The 17,098-nt window shown below is 69.5% G+C and carries 16 protein-coding genes and 1 rRNA gene; 12 read left to right on the top strand and 5 right to left on the bottom strand.

Annotated elements, in window-relative coordinates; genetic code table 11:
* The first annotated feature begins 12 nt into the window (after positions 1–12).
* The 4 genes from ACFV5N_RS06945 to ACFV5N_RS06930 all read left to right on the top strand — a co-directional run bounded on the left by ACFV5N_RS06945 (position 13) and on the right by ACFV5N_RS06930 (position 5,887).
* The gene (locus ACFV5N_RS06945; protein ID WP_385595117.1) at positions 13–426 is read left to right on the top strand and encodes a hypothetical protein; all 414 of its coding nucleotides are present in this window, start codon (positions 13–15) and stop codon (positions 424–426) included.
* Complete coding sequence (locus ACFV5N_RS06940) at positions 426–2,777, top strand: hypothetical protein (protein WP_019435726.1); 2,352 nt, start codon at positions 426–428, stop codon at positions 2,775–2,777. Before ACFV5N_RS06945 ends, ACFV5N_RS06940 begins: the two co-directional genes overlap by 1 nt.
* 20 nt (positions 2,778–2,797) lie before the next feature.
* On the top strand, positions 2,798–3,391 hold the full coding sequence (locus tag ACFV5N_RS06935; RefSeq protein WP_158687251.1) for a hypothetical protein: 594 nt from the start codon (positions 2,798–2,800) through the stop codon (positions 3,389–3,391).
* Positions 3,392–3,796: 405 nt separating this feature from the next.
* Positions 3,797–5,887, top strand: a complete 2,091-nt coding sequence (locus tag ACFV5N_RS06930) for a serine/threonine-protein kinase (RefSeq protein ID WP_385595112.1) — start codon at positions 3,797–3,799, stop codon at positions 5,885–5,887.
* On the opposite strand, the gene ACFV5N_RS06925 is transcribed toward ACFV5N_RS06930, so the two are convergent.
* Together ACFV5N_RS06925 and ACFV5N_RS06920 are read right to left on the bottom strand one after the other, a co-directional pair.
* Positions 5,881–6,483: a Uma2 family endonuclease gene (locus ACFV5N_RS06925; protein ID WP_385595109.1), complete on the bottom strand. Its 603-nt coding sequence runs from the start codon at positions 6,481–6,483 to the stop codon at positions 5,881–5,883. The genes ACFV5N_RS06930 and ACFV5N_RS06925 overlap by 7 nt on opposite strands.
* The gene (locus tag ACFV5N_RS06920) at positions 6,453–6,902 is read right to left on the bottom strand and encodes an ATP-binding protein (RefSeq protein WP_385595106.1); all 450 of its coding nucleotides are present in this window, start codon (positions 6,900–6,902) and stop codon (positions 6,453–6,455) included. The genes ACFV5N_RS06925 and ACFV5N_RS06920 overlap by 31 nt, the downstream gene beginning before the upstream one ends.
* Before the next feature lie 226 nt (positions 6,903–7,128).
* On the opposite strand from ACFV5N_RS06920, the gene ACFV5N_RS06915 reads away from it, so the two are divergent.
* From ACFV5N_RS06915 to ACFV5N_RS06885, 7 genes are all read left to right on the top strand, one after another.
* Entirely contained in the window at positions 7,129–8,031 is a 903-nt protein-coding gene (locus ACFV5N_RS06915; protein ID WP_385595102.1) for a helix-turn-helix domain-containing protein, read from the top strand.
* The gene (locus tag ACFV5N_RS06910) at positions 8,018–8,209 is read left to right on the top strand and encodes a DUF397 domain-containing protein (protein ID WP_385595100.1); all 192 of its coding nucleotides are present in this window, start codon (positions 8,018–8,020) and stop codon (positions 8,207–8,209) included. Before ACFV5N_RS06915 ends, ACFV5N_RS06910 begins: the two co-directional genes overlap by 14 nt.
* 137 nt (positions 8,210–8,346) lie before the next feature.
* Positions 8,347–9,183, top strand: a complete 837-nt coding sequence (locus ACFV5N_RS06905; RefSeq protein WP_385595097.1) for a hypothetical protein — start codon at positions 8,347–8,349, stop codon at positions 9,181–9,183.
* Positions 9,173–10,468: a hypothetical protein gene (locus ACFV5N_RS06900; protein WP_385595094.1), complete on the top strand. Its 1,296-nt coding sequence runs from the start codon at positions 9,173–9,175 to the stop codon at positions 10,466–10,468. Before ACFV5N_RS06905 ends, ACFV5N_RS06900 begins: the two co-directional genes overlap by 11 nt.
* A complete protein-coding gene (locus ACFV5N_RS06895) occupies positions 10,465–12,015 on the top strand; it encodes an SCO6880 family protein (RefSeq protein ID WP_385595091.1) in 1,551 nt (516 codons plus the stop codon). Before ACFV5N_RS06900 ends, ACFV5N_RS06895 begins: the two co-directional genes overlap by 4 nt.
* A 45-nt stretch (positions 12,016–12,060) precedes the next feature.
* Entirely contained in the window at positions 12,061–13,533 is a 1,473-nt protein-coding gene (locus ACFV5N_RS06890; protein WP_385595088.1) for an ATP-binding protein, read from the top strand.
* The gene (locus ACFV5N_RS06885) at positions 13,530–14,762 is read left to right on the top strand and encodes a type VI secretion protein (protein WP_385595085.1); all 1,233 of its coding nucleotides are present in this window, start codon (positions 13,530–13,532) and stop codon (positions 14,760–14,762) included. The genes ACFV5N_RS06890 and ACFV5N_RS06885 overlap by 4 nt, the downstream gene beginning before the upstream one ends.
* 30 nt (positions 14,763–14,792) lie before the next feature.
* On the opposite strand, the gene ACFV5N_RS06880 is transcribed toward ACFV5N_RS06885, so the two are convergent.
* Positions 14,793–15,296, bottom strand: coding sequence for a CGNR zinc finger domain-containing protein (locus ACFV5N_RS06880; protein WP_385595082.1), 504 nt, complete (start codon positions 15,294–15,296; stop codon positions 14,793–14,795).
* Between the two features lie 83 nt (positions 15,297–15,379).
* Here ACFV5N_RS06880 and ACFV5N_RS06875 point away from each other — a divergent pair, with 83 nt between their 5' ends.
* Positions 15,380–16,261, top strand: coding sequence for an alpha/beta fold hydrolase (locus tag ACFV5N_RS06875; RefSeq protein ID WP_385595079.1), 882 nt, complete (start codon positions 15,380–15,382; stop codon positions 16,259–16,261).
* Positions 16,262–16,276: 15 nt separating this feature from the next.
* Here the strand turns inward: ACFV5N_RS06875 and ACFV5N_RS06870 are convergent, their stop codons facing one another.
* Complete coding sequence (locus ACFV5N_RS06870) at positions 16,277–16,837, bottom strand: GNAT family N-acetyltransferase (RefSeq protein WP_385595076.1); 561 nt, start codon at positions 16,835–16,837, stop codon at positions 16,277–16,279.
* A 58-nt stretch (positions 16,838–16,895) separates the two neighbouring features.
* Positions 16,896–17,012, bottom strand: a 5S ribosomal RNA gene (gene rrf / locus ACFV5N_RS06865).
* Between the last annotated feature and the right edge of the window lie 86 nt (positions 17,013–17,098).

The raw sequence follows: 17,098 nt of genomic DNA, 5'->3' as shown, positions 1-17,098 counted from the left end.
GACCGCCAGGCCATGGCCGATCAGCCGGACCTGTACGTCAGCTCGGAAGAACTGGACCCCATCGCGACCGCGGCCCGGGACCTCCACGACGACCTCGCCGAACACGGCCGCCTGGCCGAACCGGACGAACGCGCCGCCGCCGAAGCCCTCTCCGCCCACGGCTTCGCCACCGGCCGCTCCCTGACCCTCCTGGCCGAGGGCTGGTCCCGCCAGGTCCAGGACCTCCAGAACGACTGCGCCCGCATCTCCGGCCACCTGGAGGGCACGGTCACCGCGCATGCGGAGGGGGAGTTCACCATCCAGGCAACCCTCCAGCAGATCCAGCAGCCGCTCTCCGGCTACGACCGCATCGTCGGCCTCGCAGGAGTCCCGGACGCCCCGCAGCAGGATCTGCCGCCCACGGTGATCGACTGGGGGAAGGCCTGATGCCCCACTGGCCCGGCGCCGGCGCCGACTCCCTCTTCTCCACCGTCAACCCGTTCCCCCAGGGCGCGAACGTCACCTACGCGAGCGTCCGCAACGCCGACCTCGGCCCGCTGGACAGCACCGTCACCTCGCTGGCCACCCTGACGGCGAAACTCGGCGAGATGGAACAGGACGCCGCAGCCATGAACGGCATGGCCCACGGCTCCCTGTGGACGGGCCTCAACGCCACGGTCTCCAAGGCGTACATCCACCGGACGGCCGGCAAATTCACCGACGCCCACACCCAGGCCGAGGCCCTGCACAGCATTCTCCGTGACCTCCTGACCGATCTGCGAGGCTGTCAGGACGGCCTGATCCGCCTGGAAACGAACTCCGAGGCGGAAGGCTTCCGGATCTCCCCGGAAGGGGTGATCTCCAGCGCCCAGCCGCCTCATCTGCGGCTGAGTCAGCTGAACGCCGGTGTCGGTACGGGCGGTATCGGGGAGCCGGACCCGGAGAGTGTCCCCCCGGAGACACAGCAAGCGATGTGGCATGCGCAGACCCGGATCAACGAGATCATCGAGAAGGCCGGGGAATCGGACACCATCGCGGCCCGTGCGCTGACGGACCTCCTGGCGGAAGGAAACGGCAGGTTCGTCCACACCGACCTGACCGGCATCGACGACGCCCGCGAGAACCAGGTCCAGCAGGACGCCGAAGCCGTCACCTTCCTGGCCGGCAAAGAAAACAAGACAGCAGCGGACTGGCGCATGCTGGGCGACTACTTCGCCCTCCACGCGGACAACCCGGAGTTCGCACACTACGTCGTCGACACCATCGGCCTGGACAACTACCTGGCCCTCGTCCAGGACCTCGATCGCTCCGGGTCCGAGCTCGCCTCCGCGAACGTCGATGTCGCAGCCATCAAGGCCGGGATGGGCAACACCCTCAACACCGTCATGCAGCCCTCTATCGACGTCTCCACCCACTCGCCAGGCTCTGCCGCCTACAACTCCTGGCTGGTGACGCCTGAAGGTCAGGCTTACGCGGAACGACTCGAAGAACTCAACGCGCTGGGCCCGAAGACTCAGGAGCGGCACTCATGGTGGGCCGGCCGCAGCACCGAGGAGAAGACGGGCTACGACCTCTTCCTGGATCTCATGGAGAGCGCCGATAAGCCCATGAATGACGTCTTCTACTACGACATGCTCGACGGCATGGTCGCCGCGGAAAAAGGGAACCCCGCAGTCTGGGTCGGCGACCGATACCCCGAGACGGAGAATGGATGGGACCCCAGGAATAACGGCACCGACCGCCTGCTCGGCCTGGGCGCGCAGAACAACGTTGATGCGACCACACTGTTCTTCGATCCGGCGGAGAACGATAACCTCGAATACTTTACGGGCGATTCCGAAGAAAGTCGAAAGCTCGTCTTCAGCAGGCTACCGCACCTCTTCGGCGATCACACTTACAATTCCGCACCCGGACTGAACTCGGCCCTGGAAACCGCCACCACCGGACGCCCCTCCGGCGGAACAGCGTGGCCAGGTTACGAGGGCCATTCCGACGCGAATATTCGCATAGCCGAACAGCTATGGAACGCCTACGCCGAGGATCCTGCCCGCTCCAGGGGCGATGTATTCACACCGGACCTGCGCCCTGCACTGGGGACTGTCGCCGCCGACTATATCGCAGATGTTTCGTATGCCGCCTACGGAGTTTCCGAAAAGGACAGCCAGCCGCGTGAAGCAATGTTTGACAGAGTCCACTCGAGCTCGCTCCTTTGGGAAGTTGGAAAAGATCCCGACTCCTATCGGAATATTTCCGTCGCAAACCAGGCCCTCCTATATTCCGAAATGGATGCAATCGTCACAGCCAATTCGGAAGACGTTGATGAAATCGCCAAGGAGGCAACACGCACGGCAAACAGGACGAGCCATATCGCTGGGATAATGACTGGCGCGTATGCAGACGCACGGTACGAGGAGCAGCTGGCCACCGATGCGGAGCACAACGCATCAATCGGCAACGTCCAGCAGGCCGTCGAATTCTTCATGGGAGGAGCCGTCTACGGGTCGATCTCGAACGGCGGTATGGCCTCCATGACGGACGCCGTCCAGGGAAGCATGACTGACGCGCTCTTCGACAAGTTCTACATGGATAATTCGATCACGTCCGCAGATCAGGCCGCAAAAACCTACAATACTTCACGTGTGGCCACGGGAGATTCGGCCGCTGCCGCAGCGACCGCCGCTCTCGAAAGCGCTGGAATAACGGATTCGGTCGACTATGACAACCTCATCGAAGACATTGAGGTCGCAGCCATGGACGCCTTTGATCACGGAACCATCAGAAAGCATGCGGCGAGTTGATGCACGGGAAGAGATCAAAGATGAACAAGATCAAAGCATTTGCCCTGTTCGCCGGTTCGACGGCACTGATTTCTAGTTGCTCATCCACGGATGCACCTGGAGAGCCCACAACGAACTACGCCCTCCCCTCATCCCTATGCGGCACAAAAGTCAACCAAGAGCTCTATGCAACCGTTCTCCCGCCCGGAGACTCGATAGTCATCAACGACCGGAGCAGGGAACGATCTGACGGTTACACAAGCCCTGTGGGAAACTGCTTCCTTCAGGTAGACGGCAGTGCCGCTCTGACCCTCCACTCGGTGCCCTCCGAGGACGGGCTCGGGCTGGCTGGGTACCACGATGCTGTGACACGTGGCCTCGATGAATCGGAAGAAGTCGAAAGCGATAGCGGCTGGGAGACAAAGGTCTGGACAGATTTTGCGGCGACCCACGTCGATTGTTCTCGATCCGATCGGGGCTACAGCGGCATCTACCTGTCCATCCGCCTCGACTGGCTGAATGAGGAGGGGGACTATCGCGAGCCCCTCGCCGATCTCATCACTTCGTTTGCGAAAGAGCGTGCCTCTGAGTATCCTCCAGAAGCTTGTGTCGTCGAGGAGATGAACACCCCTTAGGCGTCACCGTATTCCGATGTTCCCCAGTAAGCTCATTGCGGGGACCATCGAAGTCCGCAATATGGATGAATTACGTGGAGGCCTACATCCTCTGCGCAAGCTCTCACGGGATCAATTCACCGGAATGAGCGTCTCCATCAACCTGCGGTACAACAAGGACCAGGGCTACCGCGAAGAGACGTGGTGAGCACACCAGCCCCTAACATCGGATGCCCACCCAGCCATAGCGGCTGTTGTCAAGGGGTGGTGGTGCACCATCAGGCAACCGGGCCGTCACGAATGTGTAGCGAATGGCGTTTCCGCCCCCGATCCGGCGCCCCATATCGGTCGGCCGGGCCCGGTACCCGTAAGCTCGGTCGGGCTTAACGCCGTAGCCGGGGGCTACCGAACGGGGAGGAACGGCGAATGGAACCGCTGGGGGCGGCCGATCCGCGACAGGTCGGCACGTACAAACTGCTCGGCAAGCTCGGCGAGGGCGCCATGGGCCAGGTCTATCTGGCCCGGTCGTCGCGCGGGCGCACCGTCGCCGTCAAGCTCATCCGCAACGAACTCGCCGGCCATCCCGACTTCCGGCGCCGCTTCCAGGCGGAGATCGAGGCGGCCACCCGCGTCGGCGGCCAGTGGATCGCGCCCGTCCTGGACCACGACTCCACTGGCGAGTTCCCCTGGGTCGTCACCGACTACATCGCCGGCCCGTCCCTGCACACCGTGGTCAGCTCCAGCTACGGCCCGCTGCCCGAGCACAGCGTCCGCCATCTCGCCGGCGGCCTCGCCCAAGCGCTGCGCGACATCCACGGCGCCGGCCTCATCCACCGCGACCTCAAGCCGTCCAACATCCTCATCACCATCGACGGCCCCCGCGTCATCGACTTCGGCATCGCCCGCGCCGCCGAAAGCACCGGCGGCACCACCATGACGCACGCCGGCGCCATCGTCGGCACCCCCGGGTTCATGTCCCCCGAGCAGGCCCGCGCGCAGTCCATCACCCCCGCCGCCGACGTCTTCGCGCTCGGCTCGGTGCTGACGTTCGCCGCGACCGGCCGCAGCCCGTTCGGCACCCTCGACAGCACGCTGCACACCATGCTGCTGCGCATCGTCCAGGGCGAACAGGACCTCACCGGCGTCCCCGACAGCCTCCGCCCGCTGATCGAGATATGCCTGTCCCAGGACCCGGCCGAACGCCCCACCCCCGACCGCATCACCGAACTCCTCGGCTCCGCGCAGGCCGACCCCCGCACCGCCGCCCAGGACCACTGGCTCCCGGCCGCCGTCCTCGCGGGCCTCGGCAAGGACGCCATCGCGCTCCTCACCTCCGACGACGCGGACGACGACGGCGCCGCGCAGGCCGGTCACGGAACCCCGCCCCCGCCGCCCCACACCCCGGCCGTCCCCGCCGCACCGCCGGGACCGCCGTCCCCCGTGCACGGCCTGTACGGCCCGGCGTCCCACCCGGCTCCCGGCTACGCGACGGCGCCGCCGCCCGGGTTCGGCCCGCCCACTTCGCCGTACACGCAGCCCCCGCCGGTCGGCCCGCACCCGCCGGTGAAGAAGAAGACCGCGCCCTGGATCATCGCGGCGGCCGTCCTCGTACCGCTCCTCGTCATCGGTTCCGTCGTCCTCGCCACCCAGCTCGGCGGCGACACGGACGACGAGGCCACCGACCCCACCCCCTCGCCCACCGAGCAGGTCCCCGTCGACGAGGGCGACGACACCGATGAGGCACCCGACGACCAGGACGAGGACGGCGACAACTCCGGCGAGGACGTCAGCCGCGAGTACCTCGGCGCCTGGGACGGCGTACTGACCGCCGACGAGGGCGCCACCGACCAGCTCCTGCACCGCCTGGTCATCGAACAGAACCGCACCGAGACGCGCGCCACCTCCTGGTTCCTCACCCCCTACGTCCTGTGCCACCACGTCCAGACGGTGAACACCGGCGCCTCCGGAGAGCTGGTCTTCACCCCCGGCGAGCTGACCACCGTCCCCGAGGACGCCGACGCCGCCGACTGCGACTTCGGCGACCAGTCCCTCACCGTCTCCGGCTCCGACGAACTGACCTGGGTCTCCTCCTCCATGGACCTCGAACTGGCCATGGTGCCGTCCTTCGAGGACAAGAACATGGAGGTCCCCGAGCCCATGAAGTACGGCGGCTCGTACGACCTGGCCGGCGAGGACTTCGAGGTGATGGGCGCCCCCGCGTCGGCGGACGGCGAGCCGTACAGGGTCAACCTGCTGTTCAGCGAACCGGGCGAGCGGGCCCTGAGCATCTACTCCCCCGACTACAGCTGCTCCTGGGACGCCACCCTGGTCTACGCGGACGTCACCACCATCCTGGTGAGTCCCCTGGTGCCGACGTACACGTACGACGACTCGTGCGACATCGACAGCGTCGCCCTCATCCTCCGCCCCGATGAGGACGACGAGGACGACATGCGCATCAGCTCCCTCAACCGCGACGACAACGGGTTCGCCTTCGTCGCCGAGAGCCGCTACTGAGCGGCGCGGGCGGCGTACCGCGGAAAGCGGGCGGTGTCGATCCGGCAGCCGAACGGTACGGGGAGCGGCACCGTCTCCCCGTACCCTCCGTGCCGCACCTCCCCGTAACGCCCGTCCCGGGGGTCGCCGTTCAGTGACCACCGGCCGCGCCGGGGGTCCACCAGCAGCACCAGCCGTATCCGGACGGCGGCGTACGTCTCCAGGAGGCGCCGGCCGCCGTCCGGCATGACGGCCACCGCGAGTTCGACGGCGCGCGGATGCAGCAGCGCCTCGTCCGACTCCAGGAACCCGGCCGGGCACACCGCCAGGTCGACGGTCAGATACCCGTCCGGCCCGGCCCCCGGCCGTGCCACGGACGCCGACCGCAGGGGCACGAGGTCCGGCCCGGCGGCGGTGACGAGCTGGGCCTCGCACTGCCGCAGAATCCCGTGACGTTTGCCCCGGACGGGCGGCTCGGCCGCCCCGGTGACCTCGATCCGCACCCCCGCCCACCGCTCCACCACGCCGGCGGCGGCCAGGAGTTGCCGGTGATGGAGAGTGACCCGCCGCCGTGGCCTGCGCGACGTCACCGCAGCCCGGCCGCGATCGTGAACCACACCAGCTTCCCCGGCCCCGGGGTGTGGTGGCACACGCCCCAGTCGGAGGCGTAGAGGTCGATGAGAAGCAGACCCCGGCCGTGCTCGTCCTCTGGCGGAGGAAAGCCGGCCGGGGGCTGCGGCACTCCTGGCGCGGAGTCGTGTACTGACACCCGCACCGCCCCCGCCGGGGTCCACGCCGCGTAGAGCGCGACGGGGCTGGGCCGCACGCTGTTCAACGACGCGACCACCGCATTGGTCACCACCTCGGAGGTCAGGAGCGTGGTTTTCTCCACCAGGTCCTCCCCCTCCGGGCTCCGCCCCGGCGCGGCGAGCGCGGTACGGACCGCTTCCCGCGCGCTGCGCACCCACCGGATGTCGGGCGGGAAGGTGAACGAGAAGTCCCCGCCGAGCGGGGGAAGGACGGCGACAGCACACATGCGAACCAGCTCCCTTCATACGGTCGCCCGCCCGCCGGCCGTGGCCCGCCGCGCAAGTCGCTTCCCGCGCGGTGCACTTCGGACTTACGGCAGTCCGGGTTGATCACCTTTGAAGCTAGGATCTGCCTGGTAACGAATACAACCCTTGCCAGGATTCCTCACCCAATGGAGTGAGCTGAGCGGAACGCGGGATCGAAGTGGGTGATGCTGTGGTGGGAGTTGAGACATGGGACTGCGATCGAACGTCAGCCAGCGCCAGCGACGCCTCGGCCAGGAGCTGCGGAAGCTGCGCGAAGCCGCCGGTGTGCCACGCTCCGAGGTCTGCCGCCGCATCGGCATCCACACACCGCACCTGAGCAACATCGAGGCGGGCCGCACCGCATGCTCGGAAGCCCGTCTGCGGGCGCTCGCCGACGTTTACGGTTGTACGAATAAGGCGCTGATCGACGCCCTGGCCGAGATGAGCAACGCCAGCGGCAAGGGCTGGTGGACGGCATACGCGAAATCCATGGAAGCCCGGGTCATCGACCTCGCGGAGCTGGAGCACTCAGCGACAGCCCACCGCTCCTTCGAGTGGCTGTATGTGCCGGGGCTCCTGCAAACTCCCGACTACATGCGTTGTCTCTTCACCAGGACGAGTCCGGCAGCGCCGGTTGAAGTCATAGAGGAGTACGTCAACTTCCGGCTGCGCCGCCAGCAAGTGCTGGTTGAGGAACCCCTGCCTGCCTACCACGCTGTCATCCACGAGGCAGCCTTCCACATGAAGTTCGTGGATCGCGAGGTGATGCTGGGCCAGCTCGAATACCTGGTACAGCTCGCCCAGTTCCCGAATATCACCATTCAGGTGTTGCCCTTCTCAGCCGACGCTCACCCCGCCACGCCAGGCGCTCCTTACACACTTCTCGACGCCGGGGTGGCCGAACTCTGCACCGTTCATGTGGAGCAACCGGTCGCCTCCGTCTTCCTCGGCGACAGCACCCACATCGACCGGTTCGCGACGGACTTCTCTCGTCTCAGCTCCGTGTCGCTGGCGTCCCTTGACCTGACTGGCCACCTCGGGGAAGGCTCACTCGGGCTCGTGCACCATCTCCTGTACCTCATGAAGGAGGGAAAACATGCCGGACCTTGAGTGGCAGAAGTCCAGCTACAGCAGCGGCGACCCCAACAGCAACTGCCTGGAGGTCGCCTCCACCCCCTCCGGCCGCCTCCGGTTCCGGGAGAGCGAGGACCCCGGCACCGTCCTCCTCACCACACCCGCCCGGTGGGCCGCCCTGCTGCGCATGGTGGGCGCGGGGGCCACACACTAGACCTTCACAACGCGTACCGGGCCAACTCCGGCAACCCTGACTGATCGTTCCGGCCAAAGCGCACCGTTGTCCGTCCGGGACGCTAACGTCGTGTGAGGAGGTAATAGACTCACGGCGGTTGTTGAGGGGGCACGATCATGAGCTACGGCGGCGACGGGTACGACGACGAGCGCGGCCGTGCCATCCCCTCACAGACCCGTACCCGGCTCCCCGAGCAGGATGGTTTCGCCGACCGGCGCCCCGCCCCGTCGCCCGGCCGCAGTGTCGTCACCATCGTCGGTATCGTCCTCATCCTGATCGCCGCCATCGTCTTCGCCAACCGCGCCGACGACGGCAGCGGATCCGGGGGCAACGGCGGCTCCGGGGACGGCGACCGGCCCGGCGCCAACCCGACCGCCCCCTCCGGCGAACAGCCCGTCGACGGCTTCACCAACGGCATCCCCTCCGGCTACCCGCAGACCGCCCAGGGCGCGGAGAGTGCCGCGACGAACTATGCCGTCGCGCTCGGCGGGGAAGGGATGTTCAACGCGCAACAGCGCGAGCTGATCGTCACCACCATCAGCGCATCCGACTACACCGCCGACCTCCTCCAGGCCTTCAACGCCGACTACAGCCCCGCGTTCAACGAACGCGTCGGCATCGACGCCGAAGGCAACGCCCCCGACGGGCTCACCTTCGTCAGCCGCGCCACCCCCATCGGCTCCTACCTCACCACCTACACCGACACCACCGCCGAGGTGGCCGTCTGGTGCTCGGGGCTCTTCGGCCTCGCCGGCTCCGAGTCACTGACCCCGGTCAGAAGCTCCTGGTTCACCATCACCTTCTCCCTGGTCTGGGAGAACGGCGACTGGAAGGTCACCGGCACCACCCAGACCGAGGGCCCCACACCGGTCCCCGGGGACAACCGGGCATCCGGCGCCGATGAGATCGCGGAAGCCGTCGAGGAGTACGGAGGGTTCACCTATGCGCGCTAGCCTCCGGCCACGCCTGGCCACACTCACGGCCACCGTCGCCGCCTTTCTCGTCACCGGCTTCGCCTTCGCCGCCCGCGCCCGCGCCGACGAGGAGGACGAGACCACCGAGGAGCCGGAGGACGGCGGCAATCCCGACTGCGAACTCATCACCGGCTCCGCCCGCGAGTACTGCGAAGGCAACGGAGACGGGGGCGGCGGAGGTGGCGGAGGCGGCAACCGCCTCGGCGACACCCTCGATCCGCTGTCCTCCCTCGCCCAGGGCTGCGCCGACGCCGCCGCCTGGATCGTCGATCAGCTCTCCGCCGCCGTCTCCGGCACCACCAACGTCGACTTCACCAACGGCGCCTTCCTGCGCCAGTACGCCGTCGTCTTCGCCGCCTCCACCGTCCTCACCCTCATCCTGTGGCTGCTGGCCATCGCCAAGCGCGCCATCCGGGGCGTGCCGCTGACCACCGCCATCTCCGAGGCCATCGGCTTCCTCTGGCTCACCGTCATGGCCTCCGCCTTCACCCCGCTGATCCTCTACGTCGTGGTCGCGGCCACCGACGGCGTCACCGACGCCATCGTGACGGGCACAGGGGACAACTCCGACCAGTTCTTCGGCTCCTTCTCCGCCGCCCTCGCCGCCGGCGAGGACATCGGCGGCGGGCCGATCATGCTGATCGTCGTCTCCCTCATCTCCATCCTCGCCGCCGGCGTCCTCTGGCTCGAACTCGTCATCCGCGCCGCCCTCCTCTACGTCGGCGCGCTGCTCGGCACCGCCGTCTACGCCGGCCTCGTCGACAAGAACCTGTGGGGCCACGTACGCCGCTGGGCCGGCATCATGATCGCCGTCATCCTCCTCAAGCCGGTCATCGTGATCGTCCTCGGCCTCGCCTCCGCCCTCTCCACCAGCGAGGGCCCCTCCGCCTTCTCCGCCGTCGTGTCCGGGCTGGCCATCATCCTGCTGGCGATCTTCGCGTCCGCCATGATCTACCGCTTCGTCCCCGGCTTCGGCGACGAGATCGTCAGCCACCGCGCCGCCCGCCAGGACACCTCCAGCCGCGCCGCCAAGGCCGCCATCGCCACCCCCGCCACCGTCCTGCGCCAGGGCATGGGCACCCACGGCGCCCGCGACGGCGCGGCCGCCGCCACCGGCGGCCAGGGCGGCAGCGCCCAGCGCGGCAGCGGCGGCAGCGCCGTCTCCGGCGGCGTCGCCGCCCACGGCAACCGCGCCACCGGAGGCAGCGCGACCGGCTCCCCCAGCGGCCCGGCCGCAGGTAACCGAGGAGGAGGCAGCAGGTGACCAGCCCGCCGCACACACTCACCCGCCGCCGCACCTATCTGATCGGCCGCGCCCGCCCCCAGGCGCTCGTCGGCCGCAACCGCGAGACCGGCGAGATCGCCCTGATCGTCGCCGGGGCCTTCCTCGGCATGATGAGCGGCATCCTCATCCCGCAGCTCACGATCCGCATCGTCGGCCTCGCCGGCTTCCCCCTGCTCGCCCTGGCCGCCGTCTACATGCCCTACAACGGCCGCACCTTCTACAAGTGGTTCGAAATCAACCGACACTTCCGCCGCACCCAGCGCACCGGCGCCACCTACCGCTCCGCCGCCCCCGAGGCCGGCACCTCCCTCACCGGCCGTGAGGTCGAGATCGGCGCACCCCCCGGCGTCGGCCGCGTCCAGTGGCTCGCCGCGCCCTTCGGCCCGGACGAGATCGCCGTCCTGCTGCACACCGAGAAGCGCACCATCACCGCCGCCATCGAGATCGAGGGCCCCGGTGTCGGCCTGCGCGACAGCGAGGACCAGGAGGCGCTGGTCGAACGTTTCGGCACCCTCCTCAAGCACGTCGCCAACGGCGACGGCCACGTCACCCGCATCCAGATGCTGGCCCGCACCCTCCCCGCCGACCCCGACGCGCACGCCAACGACGTCGCCGAGCGCGGCGACCCCGACGCCCCCGGCTGGCTCCAGGACTCCTACGACCAGCTCCAGTCGATGGTGTCCACCTCCAGCGAGCAGCACCGCGCCTACCTGGTCGCCTGCATGCACCACTCCCGCGACCTCAGCAACGAGGCCCAGGCCATCGCCCGCGCCGGCCGGCAGAACAACGGCCGCCGCATGTCCCAGGACGAGGCCCTGGCCGTCATCATGGCCCGCGAACTCGCCGACATCTGCGCCCGCCTCACCGAGGCCGACATCCGCGTCCGCCAGCCGCTCGGCGAGGCCCGGCTGTCCTCCCTCATCCACTCCATGTACGACCCCGACCACCCCATCGACCACCTCCAGGCGATGTCCCGCCGCAACGCCTGGCCGGCCGAACTCGACGCCCGCGAACCCACCTACCTCCAGGCCAAGACCCGCGAGTCCGACACCCGCGAGCCCTGGTGCCACGCCACCGCCTGGATCAAGGAGTGGCCGATGACCCCGGTCGGCGTGAACTTCCTCGCGCCGATCCTCGTCCACACCCCGGACGTCATCCGCACCGTCGCCGTCTGCATGGACCTCGAACCGACCGAGCTGGCCATCGAGCGCATGCTCACCGAGAAGACCAACGACGACGCCGAGGCGGCCCGCGCCGCCAAGATGAACCGCACCGTCGACCCGCGCGACGTCGCCGCCCACAGCCGCGTCGACCAGCGCGGCGACGACCTCGCCTCCGGCGCCGCCGGCGTCAACCTCGTCGGCTACCTCACCGTCTCCTCCCCCAACCCCGAAGCGCTCGCCCGCGACAAGCGCACCATCCGCGCCTCCGCCGGCAAGTCGTACCTCAAGCTCGAATGGTGCGACCGCGAGCACCACCGCGCGTTCGTCAACACCCTCCCCTTCGCCACCGGAATCAGGCGATGACCCCCGCCTCCCACACGTCCCCCCAGGCGCCCAGGAGGTGCCGTCATGCCGGCCCGTGACCCGCTCAACCTGATCACCGAGGCGTTCACCAGCCTCCTCTTCGGCCGCACCGAGACCACCCGCCTCCCCGTCCGCACCTCCACCGGCCAGGCCCAGGCCGTCTACCTCCCCACCGCCGCCCCCGGACTCGGCGACTCCGGCGTGATCATCGGCCGCGAGGTGTATTCCGGCAAGGGCTACATCTACGACCCGTTCCAGCTGTACGGCCAGCAGCTCCCCGCCCCGCACTGGCTGGTCCTCGGCGAGTCCGGCAACGGCAAGTCCGCCCTGGAGAAGACGTACGTCCTGCGCCAGCTCCGGTTCCGCGACCGCCAGGTCGTCGTCCTGGACGCCCAGGGCGAGGACGGCGTCGGCGAGTGGAACCTGGTCGCCCAGCAGCTCGGCATCACCCCCATCCGCCTCGACCCGATGGCCGCCCTCGACGGCACCGTCCGGCTCAACCCCCTCGACCCGGCCATCACCACCACCGGCCAGCTGGCGCTGCTGCGCACCATCATCGAGGTGGCCCTCGGCCGCGGCCTCGACGAACGCTCCGGCTTCGCCCTCAAGGTCGCCCACGCCTACGTCAACCAGACCGCCGCCCAGAACCCCGACGGCCGCCAGCCCATCCTCGGCGACATCGTGGAGCGGCTGCGCCACCCGCTGCCCGAGTCCGCCGACGCGATGAACGTCGCCCTGGAGGACGTCCGCGCCTGGGGCCTGGACGTCGCCCTCGTCCTCGACCGCCTCGTGGACGGCGACCTGCGCGGCATGTTCGACGGCCCGACCACGGTCGGCATCGACCTCGACGCCCCGCTCATCGTCTTCGACCTCTCCCACATCGACCGCAACTCCATAGCGATGCCGATCCTGATGGCGATCGTCGGCGTCTGGCTGGAGCACACCTGGATCAGGCCCGACCGCAAGAAACGGATCTTCCTGGTCGAAGAGGCGTGGCACATCATCAACTCGCCCTCGGTCGCCCAGCTCTTCCAGCGGCTGCTGAAGTTCGGCCGCCGCCTCGGCCTGTCCTTCGTCGCCGTCGTCCACCACCTCTCCGACGTCGTGGACGGCGCCGCGGCCAAGGAGGCCGCCGCGATCCTCAAGATGGCCTCCACCCGGACCATCTACGCCCAGAAGTCGGACGAGGCGCGCGCCACCGGCCAGGTCCTCGGTCTGCCCCGCTGGGCCGTGGAGATCATCCCGACCCTCACCCCGGGCATGGCCGTGTGGGACGTCAACGGCAACGTCCAGGTCGTCAAACACCTGGTGACCGAGAGCGAACGCCCCCTGGTCTTCACCGACCGCGCCATGACCGAGTCCTCCGCCCAGCGCGCCGCGTCCGCCGCGACGGCGGACGGACCGGCCGCCCTGGAGGCCGGCACCGGCGACGACAACCCGCTCGGCCTCACCGACCCCTTCGAGGCCGAGACGGAGGAACGGGTCATCTCCTTCGAGAAACGGCAGGGCGTCGGATGAGCACCCGCACCCCACCCCCGTCCCCGGCCCGGCGCGGCGGAGGCGTCCCCGACGCGCTGCTGGTCGGCGGCCTCGGCTTCGTCCTCGGCCTCACCGTCCTCACCTGGACGGCCACCGGCGTCGCCGGCTGGGTGGCCCACGGCGCCTGGCCGGACGGCGTCACCTTCCTGCGCACCGCCACCGCGCTGCGCCACTTCCTCACCCAGCCCGGCGATGTGGCCGGCGCCTGGCCCCAGGCCGACCCGGAGACGCTGCCGGGCGCGGGCCTGCTGTGGCTGATCTTCCTGGTGCTGGTCATCATGCTGTTCGGCGGCGTGCTGTGGATCGCGATCCGCGTCGCCCGCTGGCGCGCCCGCCCGGCCCGGCACCCGCGGGAGCACGGGCCGGGGCAGGAGCAGGAACAGGCGGCCGAGCCGGGGTACGCGGCACCGGCAGCGGCGCCCCAACCCGCCCCCGTACCGCGCACGTACGAGCCGCCCCACCCCCAGCAGCCGGCGACCGGCATCGCCACCGCCACCACCGTGCCCACCCCCGCCCCGGCCGCCGATCCGGTGGCCGCCGTCCTGGCCGGACCCGAGGGCCTGATCGTCCTCGACCCCGACGGCCGCCTGTGGACGAAGACCGCCACCCGGCGCGGCAGGCACGGCCCCGTCCACGTCTACGACCCCGGCCACGCCTCGGACGCGCCCGTGCGGCTGCGCTGGGCGCCCCAGCGCGGCGCGGAGGACATGCCGGCCGCCAGGAGCCGCGCCAAGGCCCTGCTGGGCCCCGTACGGCCCACCGAGCCCATCTTCCAGCTCGACGCCGAGACCGCCGAAACCCTGCTGCGCTGCTATCTGCACGCCGCCGCGCTCGCCGGGGAGCCGATCCAGCAGGTGCAGCGCTGGGCCCAGGGCAAGGCCACCGCCGACCCGGCCAAGATCCTGCGCACCCATCCCCGGGCCGCGGGCGGGGCCTCCATGGAGCTGGAGAGCGCCCTCACCTCGCTGCCGGAGCGCCGGGACGCGGCCCTGGTCCTGATCGGCCGGGCGCTGGAGGGCCTGGACCAGCTGCACATCCGTCAGTCCTGCTCACCAGGCCGGGTGGACACCCTGGCCCTGGACAACCTCGCCAACGAGGGCGGCACCCTGTACGTCATCGGCAACCACACCCCCACGGCCCCGTTCCGCGCCGCGCTGGTCGACGCCCTGACCTCCGAGCAGCCGAAGCTGACCGTCGTCGGCGCCTGACCCCGCCCGCGCGGGCCGCGCGGCAGCCCGCTAGCCCGGCTGCCGCTTGCGCGCGTGGGTGCGCGCCTTCATCCGGTTGCCGCACACGGCCATGGAGCACCACCGCGCGGTCCCGGGCCTGCTGTGGTCGATCAGGAACAGCCGGCACGCGTCGTTGGCGCACGCCCGCAGCCGCCCCGGCAGCTCCGTGAGCACCCGCGACCACGCGAGGACGACCCGGACGGCCAGGTCCGCACCGGGCGCCGTCTCCAGCCGCCAGGACACCCCGGCCGCCGACACCTCGGGGCGCAGCCGCGCCCCGTCGAGGACGGCGGCCAGCGCGCCGGTGTCCGAGGACGTGCCCCGGACGAGCCGGTGCAGGGTGTCCCGCACCCGCCGCAGCCGCTCGCACTCCCCGGCCGTGCCGTCCCCGCCCAGACCGCGTACCCAGTCCGCCGCGCCCTCCCCGCTCAGCGCGTCGGTGGGGCGCCCGTCGAGTACCGGAGCGCTGTTGAGCACGGCGAGCAGCAGGTCCTCGTCCTCCACCACGCCCATGCCCCACTCTCCTTGACACCTCTGAACGTCCTGTGCATGATCAGGGTAACCTAACCAGTAAAACCGACTTTAAGGGTTACCCCATGGCTGCTGTTCATCACCGGACCGTGGACGTCGACGGCCTGACCGTCTTCTACCGGGAGGCCGGCCCCGCGGACGCCCCCGTCATCCTGCTGCTGCACGGCTATCCGACCAGCTCCCACATGTTCCGCCACCTGATCCCGGCGCTCGCCGGCCCGTACCGGGTGATCGCCCCCGACCACATCGGCTTCGGCCGTTCGTCGGCTCCGGACGCGGCGGACTTCCCCTACACCTTCGACGCGCTCGCCGAGGTGACCCGCGGCTTCCTGGCCGCCCTGGGCGTGGAACAGTACGCGCTCTACGTCCAGGACTACGGGGCGCCCATCGGCTGGCGGCTGGCGCTGGCCTCCCCGGAGGCGGTGCTCGGTGTCGTCTCGCAGAGCGGCAACGCCTACGAGGAGGGGTTCGTCCCGGAGTTCTGGGCGCCCATCTGGGCCTACGCGGAGGACCGCGGCCCGGAGAACGAGGCGCGGCTGCGGCCGGCGCTGAGCCGGGAGGCCGTCGAGTGGCAGTACACGCACGGCGTCCCGGACCCCACTCTGGTTGACCCGGACGCCTGGGAGCACGACCTGGCGCTGCTGGCCCGGCCGGGGAACGACCGTGCCCAGCTGGCCCTGTTCGGCGACTACGCCGGTAACCGGGCCCTGTACCCGGCAGTGCAGGCGTGGCTGCGGTCGAGCGGGGTCCCGGTGCTGGCGATCTGGGGCCGCAACGACGAGATCTTCGGTCCGGCCGGTGCGGAGGCGTTCCGGCGGGATGCTCCGGACGCGGAGATCGTGCTGCTGGACGGCGGCCATTTCCTGCTGGAGAGCCATCTGGACGCGGTGGCCGACGCGATCATCGCGTTCCGCGCGCGTCTCGTGGGCGCCCCGGCCGCTGCGTGACGGGGACGGCGGCGTTCAGCGCCGCCGGGCGGGGAGGCTGAGTTCGACGGCCTGGAACCCGGGCATGCGGGGGTCGGGGTGCCCGACGCCGCTGGGGCGGAAGCCGAGGGAGGCGTAGAAGCGTGCGGCGCGCGGGTTCTTCTCGTGGACGCGCAGCCGCACCTCGCGGTCGCCTGCCCAGTCGATGGCCCGCCGCATGAGGTCCGCGGCCAGCCCGGTGCCACGGTGTTCCGGCCGGACGTAGACGCCCACGACGACGACGTGGTCGGCGTCGGCGTCGGCGTCGGCGAACGTGTCGGGCTCGGGGAAGACGGTCACCATGCCGGCCCACGGTTTGTCCGCCGCGAACCCGGCGGAGCCGCCGGGTTCTTCGGGATCGACCGGGTATCCGATGAACGTGGTGGTGCGTTCGCCGGCGGCTCGGCGTTCCCATTCCTGCTGGGGGATCTCCAGCGCGGCCTCGTAGGTCTGGTAGAACGCCACCTCGGCCAGCGGATCGAGCAGTGCGGCGAGCCGCAGTTCCCGCAGCCGCGCCCAGTCCTCGCGGCGCGTGGTCCGGATCGCATACTTGTCCATGAAACAAGAGTAGGCCCGTTGGGGATCGAAATCCCCAACGGGCCTACTCTCAATAATTGTTCGGCGGCGACCTACTCTCCCACACGGTCCCCCATGCAGTACCATCGGCGCTGGAAGGCTTAGCTTCCGGGTTCGGAATGTAACCGGGCGTTTCCCCTCCGCCATGACCACCGAAACACTAAATGGCTGTCATCGAAGAAAAAAATTTCACAGTGGACGCGAGCATCTGAGGACAAGCCCTCGGCCTATTAGTACCAGTCA

It is taken from the genome of Streptomyces sp. NPDC059853, assembly GCF_042731495.1.
GTDB lineage: Bacteria > Actinomycetota > Actinomycetes > Streptomycetales > Streptomycetaceae > Streptomyces.
This window is presented reverse-complemented; position numbering and strand designations above follow the sequence as displayed.